Source organism: Spirosoma utsteinense (assembly GCF_014282275.1).
GTDB classification, from domain to species: domain Bacteria; phylum Bacteroidota; class Bacteroidia; order Cytophagales; family Spirosomataceae; genus Spirosoma; species Spirosoma utsteinense.
Map to the genome: position 1 here is coordinate 38,946 of NZ_VFIA01000002.1, position 20,023 is coordinate 58,968.

Below are 20,023 nucleotides of genomic sequence, written 5' to 3' on the forward strand. Positions count from 1 at the left end.
CGACAATTTACATATTTATCAAACTGGAAATATAAAAATACTATGTTTCTAATAAATCTAATTATTTAACTTAAAGCAAACTTCACTACTGCTTGCTTAACCATGTGTACCATTATACCTTATGACTGTTGTTGTACTTTTTAGTCACGCAACAGATTGTAACCAATTGATCGTAGGTAAATTTATCTTGACTATGGGCTAGCCTAACTACAGAGGGAAGTAGGGCCTACGGGGGGAAGCACATGAATCAACATTGCCCAAAGGCCTTTCCAATACAGCCCTACGGGGTTGCAATCCAGTCCTGTTATCTGGCGGAGATAGTTGCCTGGAAACGGCCGGAGCGTGCCCATCCAATTACAACACGGGTTTTAGAAACCCACAGAATTACTTCTTGTCACAGATGAATGGCAATTCAGGCTAAGGAGGTATGGAAGCTTGAGCAAGTCAAAGTAAGGTATGTCGACTCGAATGACAAGCCTAAATTAATTATAGGGTAGGTATACTTTGAACAAGTGGAAAAACCCGCCGGGGAAGCAGGAACATCGAATACCCTCATCGGTTAAAAGCCCATCTTCACTTCATGACGCTCGCCCGAAACCGTTTGTTCTTCCAGATTGAAAATGTCGGCAAGGGTCATTGGCTCATCCGTACGATGTTCTCTGCCGAGGTGCATCAGCAGATCATTGGCCTTGGGAGCGGCCAGTTTACCGAACGCGTAATCAACCATCAGGCGGCCTTTTCGCAGCAGTGCTTTATCCAGAAGATGCTTGCTGGCATTGAAGGTAGCAATGACCTGAATGTGCATACAGTCGGCAAGGAGTCCGTCTGTCAGGTTCAGAATGTTTGAAACGCTGTTGGTATCACCCCCGGCATCCCGCGACTGGAGGATACGTTCGGCGTCTTCGATGATGAGTACCGAATCTTTGTTATCGAGCAGAAACGGAATAATTTCGGGTGACGTCAGGTAGTTGGTCATGTAAGGCGGCAGAATAAGCATATCCTTCTTGACCAGCGAGCTGAGGTACTTAATATAGGTTGTCTTACCGGTTCCCGGTTCGCCATGCAACAGAATGAGGCCTTTGCTCTTGGGCTGAGCCAATAACGCCGTCAGTCGTTCATGAACGGGCAAAAAGTCTTCATTATAATGCAGGCTGAGGTTAATATCGGGCGGAAGAATTTCGACACGCTCCGTATGAAGACCACCCAACCCACTCTGGATCAGGTAAATATGGGTCTGATTATCCTCATGAACATACTTGTGGGCCTGTAAACTGTCGAGGAGCTGTTTTACTGATGACTCATCGCGGTAGTAGCCGTAAAGCCGAAAAAACCGTTCACCAACGAACTCCGCTTTGAGTAGAACGCCCTCTTCATGCTGGTAAATGCGCTCAACCGTATGCCATCCCTCTTCCATGACCCGGGTCGACTGGTTGACCACCTGAAAACCACGGCTATCGAGCAGTTCGCGCGCCGATAGTTTAAAATCGTCACTAAAATGCAGGTAGTTGGGATAACTGCCGAAAGCCTGAACAAAGTGCGGAGCCAGCGGAAACTCGCGATCAAGGTCGCTGGGGATGTATAGATTTTGAATAGTTTGTTGATTAGGCATGCGACTGTCGGCCGTCAGATAGCGAAACATGTCGTCCTTCGAAATCTCGTCGTAGGGTTTCAATGGGGCGTTGGATTACGTTTCTGCGGGACCAAGTTACCCAGAAAACCGTTAAATGACTAAACACATAAGGAGTAATAAACCCTATACTCTACTTAGTAAGTAAACTTCAGAATGTTGGGCGAGAACCGGAACATAACTTCATGTACGCTCTGCTGAAAGTAAAGGCCAGCAGCCGGGTTTTCGGGTGTTTTGGAGTTGAAGGTGTAGCCCAGCCGGATTGCCTTTGTCAGTTGGTACTCGGCCAGTGCCTGTACATAATTCGTTTGAACCAGACCAGGACTGTTCTGCCGGTAGGAGACACCCAGTCCAAACTGCTCGTTGAACCACACGCGGGCATTTAAATCGACACCCACCGGCCGGTTGGCGATCTTTGATATCAGTATCGATGGAATCAGCACGGCGTTATCGCTTACTTCGACTGTTGTTCCCACCTGTACCATCACCGGCCGAACGCTCCTATATACAAACTGGCCCGTCAGATCCAGTGTTTGTCCCGTTGTTTCGGGTGCCGAAATACCAGCGAACAGCCGGTCTGACTGGTAATATACGCCCAATCCAAAGCTGGCAATAGCCCGGTTCAGGCTCGATGCACTGGCAAAATCGTAGAGTGGGACGACACTCACCCCTCCCTGAACGCCAATAGACAGTTTTGCCAAGGCGGGTAAGTTAAAGCGATAAGCTACGCTGCCATACACGCCCGTTGCGGCAAACAAACCCATCCGGTCGTTCAGTGCCTGAAAACCCAGCCCAACCCGCCCGTTGGCAATAGCCCCGTCGGCCGAAACGCTCTGCGTTACCGGTGCATTGCGCAGGCTTACCCATTTACGCCGGAAGGAGGCTGTCAGGTGAAACGACTCCCGGCTACCCGCCGTAGCCGGATTGATGCTCAATGGATTGACCAGATACTGTGAGTAAAGTACTTCTTTCTGCGCCTGAGCGGCCTGAATGGAGAAAAAAGACAGTAGCAGGCCCACCAGAAGAGCCTGATAATTTTGGAGAAGAGCGGGCATAGGCGTTGATGATAAACCGTCAAATGTCGGTCTTTCAAACTGAAAACGTATCGTTTACTTAGGTAGTGTTCGGAAAAGAGGCTTACTCCATCCCCAAAATCTTGATTTCTGTCCGGCGGTTTCGTTGGTGGTCGCTTTCCGAACAAGGAACGCCATCTGCACACTTGTTCAGGAGCACGCTTTCTCCAAGCCCTCTGGCTACTACCCGGCCCGGTACAATGCCTTTTGACTTTAGATAAGAAGCCGCCGACCTGGCTCGGTCGCCCGACAGTTTCTGGTTATACGGAGCCGTTGACCGACTGTCGGTGTGGGCCCGTATTTCAATTGTCATGGCGGGGTATTTATTCATCATCTTAACCACCTTATCGAGTTCTGCCGCTGCGTCGGGTCGGATAGCCGACTGATTACGATCGTAGTGAATATTATCGATGGTAATAATGTCTCCTTCTTTAAACATCAACAGGTTGGTATACCCCGTGCTATCTTTCGTTAGGCGGCTACCCCATGTACCCATGTGCTCTTTCACGGCTTCAAGATGGTAGTCACAATTGGGCTGAATAACAAAGTGGTAGCGCCCGTTGACATCGGTCGTAGTTTCCTGCACGGTACCGTCGCACTCGTTCACGATGATAACCCTGGCTGCCCCAATCGGTTTCCGGTAGGTTTGCGTCAGCACCTCGCCTTCTACCAGTTTACCGGCCATACCCGATGTAAGTGTATTTTCAACGCCTGGCTGATTAGTGACTCCTGGTGGGGGATAACTCCCGGCAGTGGCAATCTTGTGTTCAGCCTCTGCGGCTGGTTTTGTCATTAAAATTTCGATACGCGATGGCTGCATATCTTCTTTGTTTTTGGTTGAAAAGCCAACTTTGTTCGTCAGGTATCCATCCTGACTAATGATAAACCGATTATCACTACCCGCTGTCAGACAGATACGAACCAAGCCTTCACTATTGGTTCTGAGTTCTTCCGCCGTGTTATCAGTCTTGTTGTCAAGGCGCAGTATTGTATTGGCCAGCGGCTCCCTCGTAGCGGCATCGATTATACTAATTGTCAACTCCCGACAGGTGTGCAATACGCCCTCGCGGGTAAAACGGTACACATCATTGTCGGCCCCGCCGTTTTTCCGGTTACTGCTGAGATAGCCCTTATTGCGTTCGCCATCCGTTACTATACCAAAATCGTCTTTGGACGAATTGAGTGGTTCACCCAGACCGAGCAACTTGCCAACTGGCTGGCTGGGACCATTGAGTTGAATATAAAATAAATCCAGCCCGCCCAGTCCACCATGACCGTCTGAGGCTACGTACAGATTTCCCTTTTCGTCGACAAAGGGGAATAGCTCATTCCCCTTCGAATTGACGCGTTCACCCAGGTTTACAGGCGTATCCCACTGGCCATTTTTCCAGCTTGACACATATATATCAGATCCGCCAAAACCGCCCGGCCTATCGGATGAGAAATAGAGCAGTTGGTCAGGTTCACCGCTGCGGCCTTTGGCTAAACATGGGTGTCCCGTCGAAAACTCTTCGCTGTTGACCGGCAATTCGGTAGCGCTGCTCCACGACCCGTACGTACGGGTAGCGGTAAAAAGTTTGAGTTTATTGACGCCGTCTTTACTTTCCCGGTATTGCCCTTCGTTATAATTGTTCCGGGTAAAAATCACGCGTGAGCCATCTACCGAAAAGGTGGCCGGTCCTTCATGATACCTTGAATTGAGCGCATGACTAAATGGTTTCAACGCGGTAGCGGTAGCAAACTTACCACCATATCCTGCTCTGCCTGGAACTCCCTCAAATGAACCAACCAGCCTCGAATCATTGGCCGTTGGGGCCGTGTAGGCATCGAACCCCAGCAACTGAATTGGTTTGGGTTGGGTCCTCTTACCAGTTGTTGATGTCGCGCCCGTCAGTGCATTCGCTTTGGGGAAATAATAAAGATCAAGAAAAGCAGTTTTAGTACGCTTGAATAAATTTCGCCTTTTGTTTTCTGTCACGAACACCAGCCCGTCCTCGTAAAGCACGGGGCTGAATTCTGGCTTTTCTGTGTTCATGTTCAGGAATTCAACGCTGTACGTACCAGTCGTTCGGGTCAACGAACCCACATCCTGACTAAGCTTTGCTGAAACGGTCCTGTAGTTATCTGCCGATAGCATTTCATCATACCTGGCATAGGCAACCTGGGCTTCCTTGTATTTCCCGTTGCTGGCCAGAGCCTGTGCATAATATAAGTGATAACGAGGGTATTTGGCCAGTGAATCGCTTTCGGCCAACAGTTCACGGTACACCCGCTCGGCATTCTTCGTATCGCGTGCCTGCTGGTAGCTATACCCCAGCCGGGCTTTAATGGTCAATCGTTCCGGATAGGAGAGCGATACCGGATTCGTCAATACCTGCTCATACAGATCGGCCGCTTTCGTATAGGCTAACTGATCGAACTGATGGTCAGCCTGCTTTGTCAATGACTGCGCCCATACGGCACTAATCGACAAACTGATGAATCCGAAAAGGAAAACAATACGTTTCATGCGATGGACAAGTTGAAAGACGGTAGATAGGCAAACCTGGTACTGTAGCCACCCATATTCCGGGCAAGGCCACCCGTACTGATAAGCAAATACTGCGCCGGAACCCGTTCGTATCAGGTACCACATAGGGAAACTGGTTGACATAAAGCTTTTGGTAGCTTACATCAACCAGTTTCCGGGTGTGTATTATTGGTTCTGTTGCTTATTAAAAATAACGGGGCGTCAGGATACGACTCTTGCCAATGCCGAACTCATAGCGGAGCATGATCTCATGGGAGTTTGGAGCGATCCGCTGAAAATTGTTCATCGTGCGATCATAAGCATAACCGAACCGAAACTGATCGGTCAGTTGTACTTCCAGGAGCCCTACGATTGCATCGGTACTGTACGGTGTCCACGACGTAAATTGATTTCGGCGTATCGATGTTCCAATGGCGATGCGGTCGGCAAACCAAACGTTGACGTTTGCATCGAAACCCAGAGGAGCACCCTCGGCGTACTTCACTAATACCGATGGTTTTAGTTTAACAACCGGACTCACACCGATCACGAAACCCGCCGTAGCATAGGCATGGCGACGTTGTACCGAGCGGTAATCGCCGGAAGCATATTCAGAAAGCCGGTTCTTGATAAGCCGGGGTACGGATACTCCGATGTACGATTTATCATTGCTCAGGTAGATACCGGTTCCAAAGTTTGGCAGCACTTTGCTGATATTGGTTGCAAAAGCCGGATCAAGTTGTCCCGTTCCGTCCGGGCTGGTCTGCACGCGGGTCAGGTCCCACCGGAAACTGGAAGCCCCTCCCTGAAGGCCCAGGGCCAGCGTCGATCGGTTACCTACCTTCATCCGAAATGCATAGGAGACAAACGCACCAGCCTCCTGCATCTCGCCGAACTTATCTCCATACAGCTGCAGGCCTACCCCTACCCGCTCCCGGTTGAGGGGCATGTCCATGGTGAAGGTTGCTGTTTGGGGAGCACCCGGCACGCCTGTCCATTGATTCCGGTAAAGGGCCGCCATGCTCAGTACATCGCGGCTGCCCGCATAGGCCGGGTTGATAGCCGTCATGTTAAACATGTACTGCGAGAACATCTTGTCCTGCTGTGCCCGGAGTTGGCTGCTGCCGACCCCAAGGATCAGCAGCGCGACTGCCCAACGTTTGATTGAAAACTGATTTGACATCGGTATTAGCGGTTAATCGTCATGTATCGTACAAACTTGCGTCCATCGCCCGTCTTAATCACGTAATAGTAAGTCCCGTCGGGAAGGCCGTTGGCTCCGTCGCTGATGACGATACCGGTGTTTGGTTTCCCGTCCCAATCGTTCCTGTAGTCATCATTCCTGTAGACTAGATATCCCCAGCGATTGTACACTTCCAGACTGATTGTCTGACCAGCAGCACCCCGGATCACGAACAGGTCGTTGATACCATCACCGTTTGGCGAGAAGCCCTGCGGAATGAAGAGCGTCGTACCTGTTGACGGCAGATTCAGCGGAGTTGCTTCACGCTCATTTAGGTCGGTTGGGTTATTGTTGCCATTCAGATCAGGATCCAGCCCGCTTGTCGAGATATCGGTCACCGTGGTGGTTCCAGACTTAGCTGTAGCTATTACCGAGTTCAGGAACGTATTGGTGCTGCCATCGGTCGATATGTTCAGCGTCACCAGGATTGAATCTGTCTTGCCAGCAGCCAGCGTACTAAGGCTATCACCCAGCACAAGTCGAGGGTCAGCAGCGCCATCGAAGTTCGGATTCAGTTTTAGCGCGCTGCCCGTCGAGACCATCACCGGTGCCTTTACGATGGTGAAGGTTGCTCCGGTCGTTGTGTTGAACACCTTCGACAATGAATCAGTCACGCTGACATTTCTCAACACCTCACGTCCATAGTTTTTAACTACGATTTTGTACGTCACATTGAAGCTGCCATCGGCCTGCCGGATTGTGTCCTGAACGGCCATAGCTACACCCACATAGGATTCGGATGACAGGCTATTCAGTGAAATAGGCGTTGGTATGCTGTTATTACGTGGATCAAGGTCATTGTCTGGGTCATCATTGATACCTGCTGTCGACATATCTTCCACCAGATCGCCCGTTTCTGTTTGCGCCATTGCTCTGGCCGTGTTGTAGAACGTCAGCGAATCGGCGTTTTTCACATTTACCCGAACAGCAAACGAGAGAGTACTAAACGCCCCGACCGGCAGATTACTGAGCGATTCGACGAGCATCTTCGTAATGAGCCCCTGACCGGTGTAGAGCGAATCTACGGTCAGACCCGCGTCAGATTTTACGACAATTCGATTGCTCACGATCAGCGCGCCGTTCCTGAACGTTTCGGATAGGTTATCCATTACCTGAACTTTACGAAGCGCTACCGAACCCAGGTTACTTACCTTAATGGTGTACGGGATATCATAAACACCGGCCTCCACCAGTATAGGTGTACCAACCGATTTGGCAACTCCGATCAGGCCTTTTGGCAGGTCGAAACGAACCGCAGTCGACATGGCACCCTGCTTGGCAGGATCGAGTCCGTTGTTGGAGATGTCCCTGACAACCTGACCAGGATTAGCCGTATTAGCCGTTGCTATTGCCGTTGAATAGAACGGTCCGTTCGTACCATTTGGCTTTATGTTTACGGTTACATCCACCGTTTGCTGCTCCCCAACAGCCAGTTTACTGGCACTGGTTAACAAGTCAGGCCGCGTGCTACCATTGAAGTTAGGGTTGACGACCAGACTACTGCCTGCCGCAGTCACCGGGACACCAACGACAGAGTAAGAAGCAGGTGCCTTGAATGCCCGGATCAGGCTATCGGTCAGGCTTATAGCTGACAGTGCCATATCGCCCAGGTTTTTAAGCGTTGCCCTGTAGGTAACGTTAAAGCTACCATCGGCCTGTGGGTCCACCTTCATAACAGCCAGAGCTACCCCGATCGACGGGCCTACCAGCTGAACTGCACGAAGTGTGAAACTCGTCTGACTGGTGTTATTCGTTGGGTTACCATCGCCATCGGGGTCCGGATCACCACCGTCGACCGACTGATCATAGACCGATGTCAGGCTATTCTGAGCCGTTACGCTGGCACTATTCAGGAACATACTCGTGGCATTGCCCGCGGCCCGTCTCACCATCACATCGAGCGTGAAGAGCTGCGAACGACCGGGTGCCAGATAACTAGCCTGACCCAACAGAGCCGTATTGGAGCCCGTGCCACTGAAGGCAGGATTGACAACCAGTGTAGAACCGACCGCTCCTGGCTTAACAACCGCACTAACCACCGTGTTGGGGGCAAAAACCCGGGCCAGATCGTCTGTCACCTGCACCTTACGCAGGGTGTCGTCACCGAAATTGGTCAGAACAAAGCTGTAACTAACCTTAAAGTTCGATGCATCGATGACTGTAGGCGTTCCCAATACAGCCTTGGCAAGACCAATAAGGCTCGGCTTATGAGCCGACGTGTTGCTTACTGTCGCATACGCCCAGTTGTTAGGCTTATCTGTGTCATGCTGATCGAGATACGTGATATCGGCATAGTTGAAAATTTCACCTTTACCAATCACACGGGCATCGAAAACAATAAGCACAGAGTCTCTTACGGCAAGACTGGGGATATGTTTGTAGATAACTCCACCAGTTACCGTGTAGTTTGCAGAAGCCGATGGAATCAATTCCACTTCCTTCGGCAGCACATCCTTAACTTCGATGTTCGTTGCCAGGTTAGGGCCGAGGTTACTTACCCTAATGGTATAAGTAACGATTTCACCGGTTTTGGCTCTGGCCTTGTTAACTGTTTTAACAATGCGTACATCCGTATGCAGCGTATCGGTTTCGCAATTGAAGATATTCACCTTCACCTGCGAGGGTGCGCTCACACAACCCTCTCTGCTTCTGGCAAAGATGTAGTAGGTACCGGATCCAACAGAATCCGGCCGCATTACCCGGGGTGAAGAAGCCGATGAGCCGATTCGATATTCAAAGCTCACACCAACGGCAGTAACCGACATAGGGGTGAAGGCACTCGCCAGGTTGGCCACTTTAGATGGGCATATATTACGGATATTATCAACCTGGGGACCTGCCGCTGGTTCTGCAACCGTTATAACCACATCCGCTGATTTCGCCGAACTACACCCTTTCGCGTTGATCAGTTGTACACTATACCTGCCGCTTGTTTTGACAACGATCTGCTGCGTTCGGGCATTGTTGCTCCATAGGTAACCATCGCCCGCAGTAGCCCGGAGCGTTACCGAATCGCCATAGCAGAAATTAGTGGCTCCGCTAACGGTTATCGTTGGAACCGTCTTAACGCTCTCGATTGTCAATACCATCTCATCTTTAGCGACAGCACAGGCGGCATTGTTCGTACTCACCGATAGGGTCAGGGTTACTTTGCCTACCAGTATATCTTCTGCGCTTGCGGTGTAAATCGCCCTTGTCGAGAACGGATTATCGAACGTGCCGTTTCCAGTACTGGTCCATTGGGCTATCTGACCAGCTCCTCCAATTACACCACTCAACTGATAGGTCTTTATAGCGCAGATGACGGCATCCGGACCGGCACTGGCCGTTACGGGATTGGCCGGATTGCAGGGAATGGGATCATTACAGTTACTGATCATGACATGCATAAGGGCAGGTAGACTGTAGCAGCCCGCCACTGTCTTCTCCACGACATAATAGATTCCTGTACCAGCAGTAGCCGGATTAGCCACTTTCGATTCACGGCCTAGGGTTGCGCTCGTGTAATATTCGAACACGCCCCCTGGCGTCGATGCCGTGGTAGTCAGGCCCGTTGCCAGATTAACCGTGCTGGACGGACACGTATTGGTACGGTCGACGACTAGTGGCGCGGTCACCTTTGGCAGTACCGTTATCGCAATTGGGTTCGAGGCAACGCTCTTGCAGTTGGTCGAGTTACAGCAACGGGCCGTATACGTTCCGCTAGTGGCGAGTGATACGGTTATGGATGTACCCACCAGATCATTGGACCACGTCACATAGCTGTTAGCCGGGCAACCCTGAGCCGTGAGCGTAATGGGTGCTCCGAAGCAGACTGTCGTACTGCTAACGATCGACGTTCCCGAACCAGCCACTGAGATCGTTGGTGCATTAGGTGCGCCGACCCTGATGGTTGTGGAAGCCGACCAGTCACCCTCGCAGCTACCAACCTTACACTTAACACGGTAGCTGACGTCGGCGGTTGCTATCACGGTTAAGGTGTTACCAATTGTCCTACCGTCAGACCAGACGTAAGCACTGCCTTCGCAACCGGTAGCCGTTAAGACCACCGTTTCGTTGATACAAACTGCCGTACGATTGCTCGTAATGGTTGGGATACCCGGCGTCCCTAAATCGATCCTCAGGCTGGCCGATGGCTTACTGATACAACCGTCGATTGAGCAGGTAGCCGTTAGTACCGTATTGCTGAAAATCGTCTTGTCAACCGCCTGACCTATGGAGCCGTCCGACCAGCGTATTGTCCCGCCAACACAGCCTCTAGCCTCAAGCGTCACCGTCGCGCCGGAGCATACCGTCTGAGCCGAAGCTGACAGCACGGGCGGATCTATTTGCGTAACCCTTACCAGTGCGCCCACAGCATCCAGATCAGCACAGATTCTCTTATCAGCTATGATTTTGAGGACATCCGCTCCTGTTGTTATGCCTGGTCTCACCAGCGACAGATCGAGGTAGTTCCTGTCGGCCGGGTTGGCGTTATACACCAGCGTATGAATAGTGTAGCCGGCAGCCGCTGACGTTACCGTGAACGAAGGTGCAGCACTCGTTTGCTGGACTACTAAACTGGTTCCTTTCGTCAACACGTAAAGTATCGAATAGCCCGCTGGCTGTAGCAGACCTCCACCCGGACGGGCAGCGATTTCTGTTATGACCGGACCGGCACAGACCGCAGGATTAACCGGGATAAGCGTACCTGCCCTAGCCAGGCAGCTGCCTCCGTTTATTACCACCGTAATCGATGGATCGCTCAGGCAGGTACGGACCTTACATTGTACGTAATAGGACTGGGTACCTACCGGCCGGACAACAAGTACAGCGCCTTTATTATTTCCATTGATATCATTTGCCGACCAGATCAGTTCGCCCCCCGTACAACCCGTCGCCGTGAGCGTTACCGTACCACCTGGCTCAACCGCCGTAGCTGAAGCTACGATGGTTGGCATTGGTACCGGCACTACTGTGAGGGTGTATTGGGTCGATGAATTGCTCCTGCATACCCCATCCTGGCAGTATACTGTATAGGATGTTGTTACAGCAGGGGACACCACAATCTCCCGGGTGGTTTCGCTGGTGCTCCAGTGGGGCGTACCCTGACAGTTGCTGACCATTAGCGTTACCCGTTCGCCAGGGCAGATCGTATTGGTGCCGGAAGCGATGACTGGCCTTGGTGCCGGTGTCACGTTAATTCTAACAACGTTCGACCTACCACTACCGCATTGGCCATCGGCCTTGCAGATCGCGTAGAACTCATTGCTGGTGGAAGTAGGCGTAACGGAGACTACAGTACCCCTTTGACCATCCGACCAGAGTACGGTAGCCGTACAGCCCGTTGCCGTCAGCGAAACAAGGCCACCCTCACAGGTAGCGGTAGCTGAAGCCACGATACGGGGTGCCGTGCCACTGGTATTTACCGTGATACGCACTCTGTTGGACGCGTCACTTTCGCAGGTGGCCTGCTTGCAGGTTGCATAGTATTCGTTGCTTTCCGTTGGCATCACCTCGATACTAGCCCCGAACTTGTTATCAGGGCCATACCATTTAACGATACCCTGACAGCCCTCGGCCGTCAGTACCACTTTCTCACCACTACAAATCAACGATTTATCGCTCCTGATAATCGGAGCCGATGGTGTTACTACAGTGATCGGTATGGCTATCGATGGATTACTGATACAGGTCCCGACTCTACACTGCGCGTAATAGCTGATGTTTGCCCTTGGATATACGCTGATCACGGAACCGGTCAGGCTCACGCCGTTTCTGTCGGTAGCATTCCAGGTTACCGTACCCGTGCAGCCCGTTGCTGTCAGCGAAAGAACACCATTCGCGCAAATTGAATCGGCGCTGGCTACAATCGTTGGAACAACCGGAGCAACTACAGTAATGGTATAAGCAGCCGATGGCCTGCTGGTACAGGTACCATTTCTACAGGAGACGCTGTACGTGTTCGTACCCAGCGCTGGTGTAACAACTATACTAGCTGTGGTCTGACTTGTATTGCTCCAGACCGGTGTTCCCACACAACCGTTGACGGTCAGCGTAACCGTTTCGCCAGGACAAACAACGGTAGTACTGGCAGTGATCGTTGGTGTTGGTAGGTTGGTAGCTATATCGATTATTCTCGTCGCCGGGTCGCTCAGGCAGCTACCCTTCAGACACTGTGCCGTGTACGTTGTTCTGATATATGGAATAACAACGATCGACGCACCAGTCTTACCTGCTTCCGACCACTGAACAGTTCCTCCTTCACAACCACTCGCCGTTAGCGTAACCGAAGTACCCGCACACACGTCACCCGTAATCGAAGCGGTGATGGTGGGTATGGCTACATTCGTTACCGTTACGGCAATTATGTTCGATGGACCGCTCGTACAACCGTTCAGAACGCAGTTTGCCGAGTAACTGGTCGTTATCGTTGGACTTACTGTAACAGTCAGACCCGTGCGTCCATTCGACCAGTTGACCACACCACCTTCACAGCCAGTTGCGCTCAGCGTAGTCGATCCATCTTTGCAAATTATAGTTGAAGAAGCGGCAATGGATGGTGCAACACCAATGCAACGATTCGTTTCTATCGTTACCGAAGAGGTATCGTTCTGCGGGTATCGCGGATCATTATTTGAGCCACCTACGATAGCCGTATTTTTAATTGAGCCAACTGCGTTAATGGTGGCTTCGATCAGCAGATTACGATTCGAGTCCTTTGTAAGCGTACCAACTGTCCAGATACCGGTTCCAACGTTGTACTCGCCTGCTGGTGTCGAACTAACGTAGGTCAGTGTCGATGGCAGCAGATCGTTTACGTAGACAGTAGTACCGGTGATAGGACCATTGTTCGCTGCCCTGATCGAGTAGGTAATCTTCTGACCTACCGAATAGGGTCCTGCTGTTACAACTTGTTTCACCACCGCCAGATCAGCCAGGCAAGACCCCACGGTAACCGTTAGGGAGGTGCGGGTGCTTACGCAGTTTTCCGGGCTAATAGCCTCAGCGGTATAAACAATCCGTCCGGCCCTCGATGGGGTCACCGTTAATTTTCCACCGCTTGATGTTGTACCAATTAACTGATTGTTCTGATCGTACCAGTTGATTCTAGAGCCCGGCGCAAAACCGATCAGCTTTGTACTACTACCCTGACATACCAGTGTGTCGTCGCAGGCGACACCAACGGGTGTAGTTGGGCGACTATTGATCCTGAGGATCAATGAACTTCTGGCAGCCGCACACTCATCGTCCGGACCGCCCGGATCATTTGTCGTTACGGTGAGAAGCACAGAGCCACGCGTGATATCAGCCGTCGATGGGGTATAATTGGCTGTCAGGCTATTTGGATTTGAAAATGTACCTGTACCATCAGACGACCAGGTGACACTCGTTGCCGAACCCCCCAGTATGGCTCTTAGCGCCACGACATCACCAGCACAGATAACCTGACCCGGCCCTGCACTCACAATGGCTTCATTCTGACACCTACACGTGCTAATCTCAACCGTCAGAACAGTCGGATTACTGTAGCAGCCCGTTGCCGATTTAGCAAACAGGTATAGCCTGCCAGCTCCCCGTGCTGTCAGGTTAGTTACTCGGGTAGCTTCAGAACGATTGATACTGGTGTACCATTCATAGGTCAGACCACTCGTCTGGTTCTCGATCTGAATTCTGGTCAGGTCGACTGTTTGCGTCGGGCATGTATTTCTTATGTTTCCTAAGGCAATAGGAGTCGGAACGGTTGTGACGGTTACTACAATTGGCTTACGGATACTGCGACAGCCGGTGGCCGTAACCGCTTCAACATAATAGACCGTTGTTGTTGTCGGCCTCACCACCAGGGGCTCTCCCGATTCAAGCGTATCAAATGCAACACCATCGTAGGGCGTCAGGTACCAGTAAAGTTTGGCCGTAGGCACAGACGTCGAGGCCGTTAACTGAAGCGACTCACCATTACACAGGCTACCGTCGTTCGAGGTTATCAGGTTAAAGTTGGGTGGGCAGGGCGACTGTAGAAAGTAGCCGGCATCTACCGTTGGATTATTACGTGCTATACTCGATCCGGGCTGACTGGTATCAATTGTATAGACGCCCGTGAATCCATTTAGCCCGGCATCGCTGTCAAGGTCATCCGTAACACCTGACGCATTGGAAACCGTTAGTTGATAGCCCGGTGGATTCATAAACCGAACTATATATTGGCCGTCAGTCAGACGGTCAAACGTATACAGCCCCCCGCCAGCGGTGACAGTCGACCCTAGTTGTCGTGTTCCAGTTTCATCGTAGAGGTAAACCGTTACACCATCGATACCGGTAGCGCCATCATCCTGCTTACCGTTCTTATTGGTATCCACAAATACGTAATTACCAAGGCTACCATAAGGACCCTGGATTACCTCTATGTTGCAGCAGTTCGATGCCGGACAGCCGTTTCGGTAGGTTACGAACCGGTAGGTACCCGTGCTCTTGAAGGTTAGAGAAAAGTCAGCATTTACTGCCGCCAATGTAGGAGAGACACTGGCGGGGCTAATGAGGACATCATTACGGTACCACTCCGTCCTGTCAAACCCTGTTGGAATTGATATAGTGAACTCATCACCCGGATACCAAAGTATCGGTACCGAAAAACAAACCACGTCATAATCGTCTTCGACCAGGTTCTGGTTATTAGGACTTGAGTCGACGTCGGGCAGATTAGCGAATACAACTTCTGCTGAGTTGAACCATACCCCACGTTCAAGCACTTTGGCTCTGAACGTAATAACGCTCGAATCATTGGCCGCTATCTGACCAACATTCCAGGTGCCGGTTGTAGATACATAAGTACCACTACCCCGTACCACCAGCGCTGAACCGGGAACATAGGCCACGCCATCAGCAGGGAGCCCATCTTTCACCACTACACCAGTAGCAGTAGCCATGTTCGGGGCGTTAGCCACAACGACGGTATAGGTTATAATATCACCGATAGCAGGATTCGGTACACTGACTTTAGTGTGAACGCTTAGATCAATCACCGCTATGGCAGGAGGTGACTGAGCCTTCGCTGTTGAACCTACCAGCCCCAACAGCGCCACTAATCCCAGGCAGACAAATGCCATAAACAACGAATAAGCATCGTTATTTATGGCTGATCGTCTTCGAAAAATACGCCGGGGGGGGCTCTTTCCCTCAGTTACAATGCACCCTTCACCAGCATCCAGCGGGAGATGATCAGTAGTATAATTGAGGGTTTTAATTTGTAGAAGTTGATCATTCATTGGATGCTGCAGAAAAGGAGTGAATACCGGTGGGATAGTTCGGATTGATGGACCGGACGGGCCGGAGTCAGGTAAATCGGGAGGCTCACCCGGAGAGCCAGGTTCTACCTGAGTCGGTCGCCCCTCTGTTATATCCGGGGTGAGTATTCTGTCAGCGGCAGCTATAAGGCTGGTATACGGCACGGCACCGGGAGTAAGAACAGTCGTGGTACTCCGTACAAAGTGAAGAAAACAACGAATCATCCGACTGGTTAGTCGGATGATTCGTTGTTGTGTAGCAACGTTTACGCAGGGATGGGGTGTTGCCTTACGGGCTTGCGGGGCATATGGATATTCTATGCTTGGCGTAAATGTTACTCTCATCTGCAACTTGATTTGGAGCGATACACTTGAACGCAAAATGCTCCATGTAAATCATAGCAATCAGACTACTGAACCGATAACTAGTAACGATTCCGCCAACCACAATATAGGAGCACTTTTGCTCCCCAGAAATAAACTAAAACTATGCCAAAGGGCACCTAAATAGCCTTTGAGCCTATTCGACAAGATATAATATAATGATATACAGCCACTTATCCAGAGTGGCTTTATATATTAACGAGGTTACATAAATTAATTCTTCAACAAAGTTTGAGCAACAGTAACCTACATTGTTGTAGTTTGGGTTTAGCGAAAAGTGTGCCAAGTAGGGTACACTTTTTATATAAAATCATTTAGTTATTAGTCTACTAATCTTAAAGATTCACTTATAATTAACGTAATAAAATCTATCAAATAAGTGGCAACATTCAATAAGTAACACAGGTAATAAGCTCTTTTTCGACTACGCCATTAGCGCTGAACAAACCGTATAGCAATACATCGGTTAGCCAGTTAAGTTGTTATGCATTGCATTTTCCCAATAGTAGGCTACAAAAAAAAGCCGCTCCCCGGGGAGCGGCTTCATCACTGGAGCAAACCTGATATGTCAGAAATCGTATCCCAATGTCAGATAAGCGATTGGCTTACTCACAAATTTATCTTCGATTCCCCAGCCGTAATCAAACTTCACAAAGTAACCAAACAACATCGTTCGCACCCCAGCTCCGTAGCCAATCAGGAAAGGATTTTTGAAATTGGTGACCGTAGCCCGGAACGGAATGTTACCTCCGCCAACGACCTCTGTATTAAGACTGTTCTGCTGGCTGAATGGTCCACTACCCGTCCAGGCTGTTCCAATATCCGTAAACGCGACCAGTTGAAGATTACGCAGGAAATTCGACGTAATGTTACCTCGATACAGGTAGCGAATCAAGGGCAGACGAAGTTCAGCATTGAAAAGCATATAACTGTTTCCGGTCAGCTTACCCTGCCGGAATCCACGCAGCGGCCCTGCAAAATCCAGGAAGAAAACATCCCGGTAATCAGTCCGAACCTCATTTGGCACCGTGTTGGGTACCAAGAGCGGATTGGACGCAACACGTTCCTTTTGATTCGACCCTACCCAGTTTTCCATTCCTCCCAGCGTACTTTGCTTAGGTGACCGGCCGCCTGACTGGCTGAACGAAAACCGGGTAGCCAGCACCAGATCACGGTGTATTTTCTGGTAATGCCGTAAGTCGAGCGACAGCCGCCGAAAACCCTGTGCAGCTGCCTGAAGGCCCGAATACTCTTCAAAACGGAGTTTCATCTTAGTGCCCATCGTCATGTTCATACCGTTAACTTTGGTATTATCAAACACAAACTCGGCCCGTAGCCCGGCATAATCAGACACCCGGTCTGGCTCACCGTAGGAGGCCAGATCGATAAGCCGGGTCAGCGCATAGAAAGGTGAAAGAGTGAAGCGACTGTTGACCGAGATAGGGTACGAGGCCGAAAGAGCAAAGCGGTTATACCGATACTTCTGCAATAACCCAATGTCAGAGGCATCCACGAATAAGGATTGGCGATCCACACGAACACCGTAATCAATACGATGCGTTTGATTCGTGTACTCCGCAAACAAATCCGTATTGCGAAGTGATGTTGTGATAAAACCGCCCGCCCGCAACGTATGATTTTCCAGCAGATCGGTTAGCGTAACATCCTGATAATACCCAAACCCCTTGGCCGAAATAGGATCTACGCGCCAGCCCGACGTAGCGTCGTTCACTGTAAACATACCTTTATAGTCGAATGGACCACGAATGGTGATGTTCTCACGGCGACGGGTTCTGGGTAGTGTAGCAGACAAAGCAGGTGTATTCGACGCAGAACGGCGCTGGCGATACTCAGCGGCTTTTACAACCTCCGGATCAAACTGGTAGTTATCCGTATCTACTTCACCAGGCTCCATAGCTAATCGGGAGGCCGGGTTTGAACCTGGCGCGACAGCCCTCCCGGTAGAATCGACCGAGGCACTGTCGGAGCGAACAATAGTATCTGTCGATGCCTGTCCGGTTCGATTAACACCAGCACTCGTTGTCGGGCTGGTTGGCCGCTTCAAGCTACGGCTTCGTGGGGTAGGTGGTGCTGGTACCGACTGGGTCAGGTTCAGCGATGAACGGAACCCGATGTACTCATCTCCGTTCTTCAAACTACTGTACACAAACCCGCCATTAGCTGGATTGAGGTCGTAGAGTCGTATACTTTGCGGGAAAGCCGTTAGTTGATTAATGGCTTTTGTTTCGGTTTCAAGCCGGTAAAGATTCGAGATACCACCTGTATTATTCAGGAAGTATATGGTTGATTCGCCAGCTGTAACAGGCTGTGTAGCGTAAGAAAGCGAGTCGGTCAGCCGCGTCACCGATAAATCACGGGCGGTGCCTTCGTGCGAAAACAGACTTAACTGATCACGAATGGTTCGGTACGATCCTTTATCGACACCCAATGTGTCGGCCTGGCGGTTTGAACTGAACACAACTGTCCGCGCCGTGCGGCCCACAAATTGAGGGTACAGGTCATCGTACAGGTCGTTGGTTATCTGCTGGTACGAGCCTCGGCTTATGCTATACAGGAACAAGTCGTTTTGCCCCTGTCGGTCGGCGCTCAGGATCAGGCTACCCCCATCGTCCGATGCATCCATCCAAACCACCTGCGACAGGCTGTTTACCGGCCGCTTAAACTCCTGTTTTGGCCGCTTTTCGAAATTACCGAACCGGTACAAATTCGTTTTCCCCAATTCATCGGTCAGAATAAGCAGGTTATTATCACGCTGCCAGGCTAACAGTGGTGTACTAGTTCGGGAGGCCTGCCCATCGAGCCGGTACCCTCCTGTGAGCACCGATATTTTTTTACGCGTAGTGGTATTGACAACCTCCACCGTAAACTTTCCGTCGCGTAGCACTGAGTACGCAAAAAACTGTTTGTCGGGGCTAAGTTTCAGGCTCACCAGCGCCGACTTATCGTTAGCCGACCCTATTTTAAGTTGAAAATCATCGGCACCAGCCTGATACGATTGCGTTACCGCATTGGCCATACCGGTGTAATAGTCGCGCCAATCACGCAAGAATCGATTGTAAGGAATGCCGAGGGTGCTGGCAATACTGCTCTGCTCATTGCGAATGATACGCGTCAGGTTCAGAATATTGGAAACGTTGTCACGACCATATTTCTGAACGATATAATTCCAGATCGAATGACCCACACGCTCTGCTTCGGCACCAGCCAGTAACCCAGGCTTCTTAACAGGACGGGTCAGCGACAGGTCGCGCATGTAATCATCAAGTTCAAGGCTGTTCCCTTCGGCAATGTACGATGCGATGCCGGGCATAAACCAATCAGGCAGGGTAAGCAGCAGTGAGCTTTGTAAGGCATCTTTCAAGCTACCACCGTAAAGCATATCATAGACAAACAGCATGGAAATATCCCGTACGATCTGTCGGCGGAAGCTGATCTGGTCTCCGGTAAAGGCCAGCTCGACCCGCGATTTGGACAAGTCCAGTTCCCGGCTGCTCAACCCACCCTGGGCATTAAGGCCAATATTACTTTGCGCTAGCTCCTGAGGTGAATTAAAGAGAAATATTTTGACCCGGTTGTAGGGCGTATAGCCAAGTAACTCGGTGACCCGATCGAACTCCGACTCAGCGTACTGCGCCGTCAGATTGGCGATCTGACTCCCCCCCTGGTAATAGTAAATCTCGAAATTGGCCGTACGAATGGTTTTCCAGTCGAAACTTCGGTACTGGATGCGGTTCTTGCCGAACCGTTCGAGAGATGGGTAGTTCTGTGCCGTGGCTATGCTTAGGCCACCCAGCCATACTACCAATAGCAGTAAGTATTTATTTCGCATACATTAAATAGACGTTGGCAATTGAATAGTAGACACAGCTAGAAGAGTAATGAGTTTTCAGTCAGTAGTTAACCTCC

General features: G+C 50.7%; 6 protein-coding genes and 1 pseudogene. All 7 read right to left on the reverse strand.

Annotated features, from left to right (window positions below):
• Positions 1-559: 559 nt before the first annotated feature.
• The 7 genes and pseudogenes from FH603_RS01475 to FH603_RS01500 all read right to left on the reverse strand — a co-directional run bounded on the left by FH603_RS01475 (position 560) and on the right by FH603_RS01500 (position 19,946).
• Positions 560-1,639, reverse strand: a complete 1,080-nt coding sequence (locus tag FH603_RS01475; RefSeq protein WP_394366388.1) for an AAA family ATPase — start codon at positions 1,637-1,639, stop codon at positions 560-562.
• 125 nt (positions 1,640-1,764) lie between these two features.
• Positions 1,765-2,682, reverse strand: coding sequence for a PorP/SprF family type IX secretion system membrane protein (locus FH603_RS01480; RefSeq protein WP_186735341.1), 918 nt, complete (start codon positions 2,680-2,682; stop codon positions 1,765-1,767).
• 82 nt (positions 2,683-2,764) lie between these two features.
• Complete coding sequence (locus FH603_RS01485; RefSeq protein ID WP_186735343.1) at positions 2,765-5,209, reverse strand: OmpA family protein; 2,445 nt, start codon at positions 5,207-5,209, stop codon at positions 2,765-2,767.
• Positions 5,210-5,414: 205 nt separating this feature from the next.
• Positions 5,415-6,392, reverse strand: coding sequence for a PorP/SprF family type IX secretion system membrane protein (locus tag FH603_RS01490; RefSeq protein WP_186735345.1), 978 nt, complete (start codon positions 6,390-6,392; stop codon positions 5,415-5,417).
• 5 nt (positions 6,393-6,397) lie between these two features.
• Positions 6,398-11,557 (reverse strand): T9SS type B sorting domain-containing protein, encoded by a 5,160-nt coding sequence (locus FH603_RS29180; protein WP_425326518.1) that lies wholly within the window; start codon positions 11,555-11,557, stop codon positions 6,398-6,400.
• Positions 11,558-13,033: 1,476 nt separating this feature from the next.
• Positions 13,034-16,057, reverse strand: a pseudogene (locus tag FH603_RS29185) (SdrD B-like domain-containing protein); the annotation flags it as partial.
• A gap of 607 nt (positions 16,058-16,664) precedes the next feature.
• Positions 16,665-19,946, reverse strand: coding sequence for a hypothetical protein (locus FH603_RS01500; protein ID WP_186735355.1), 3,282 nt, complete (start codon positions 19,944-19,946; stop codon positions 16,665-16,667).
• Positions 19,947-20,023 lie beyond the last annotated feature (77 nt).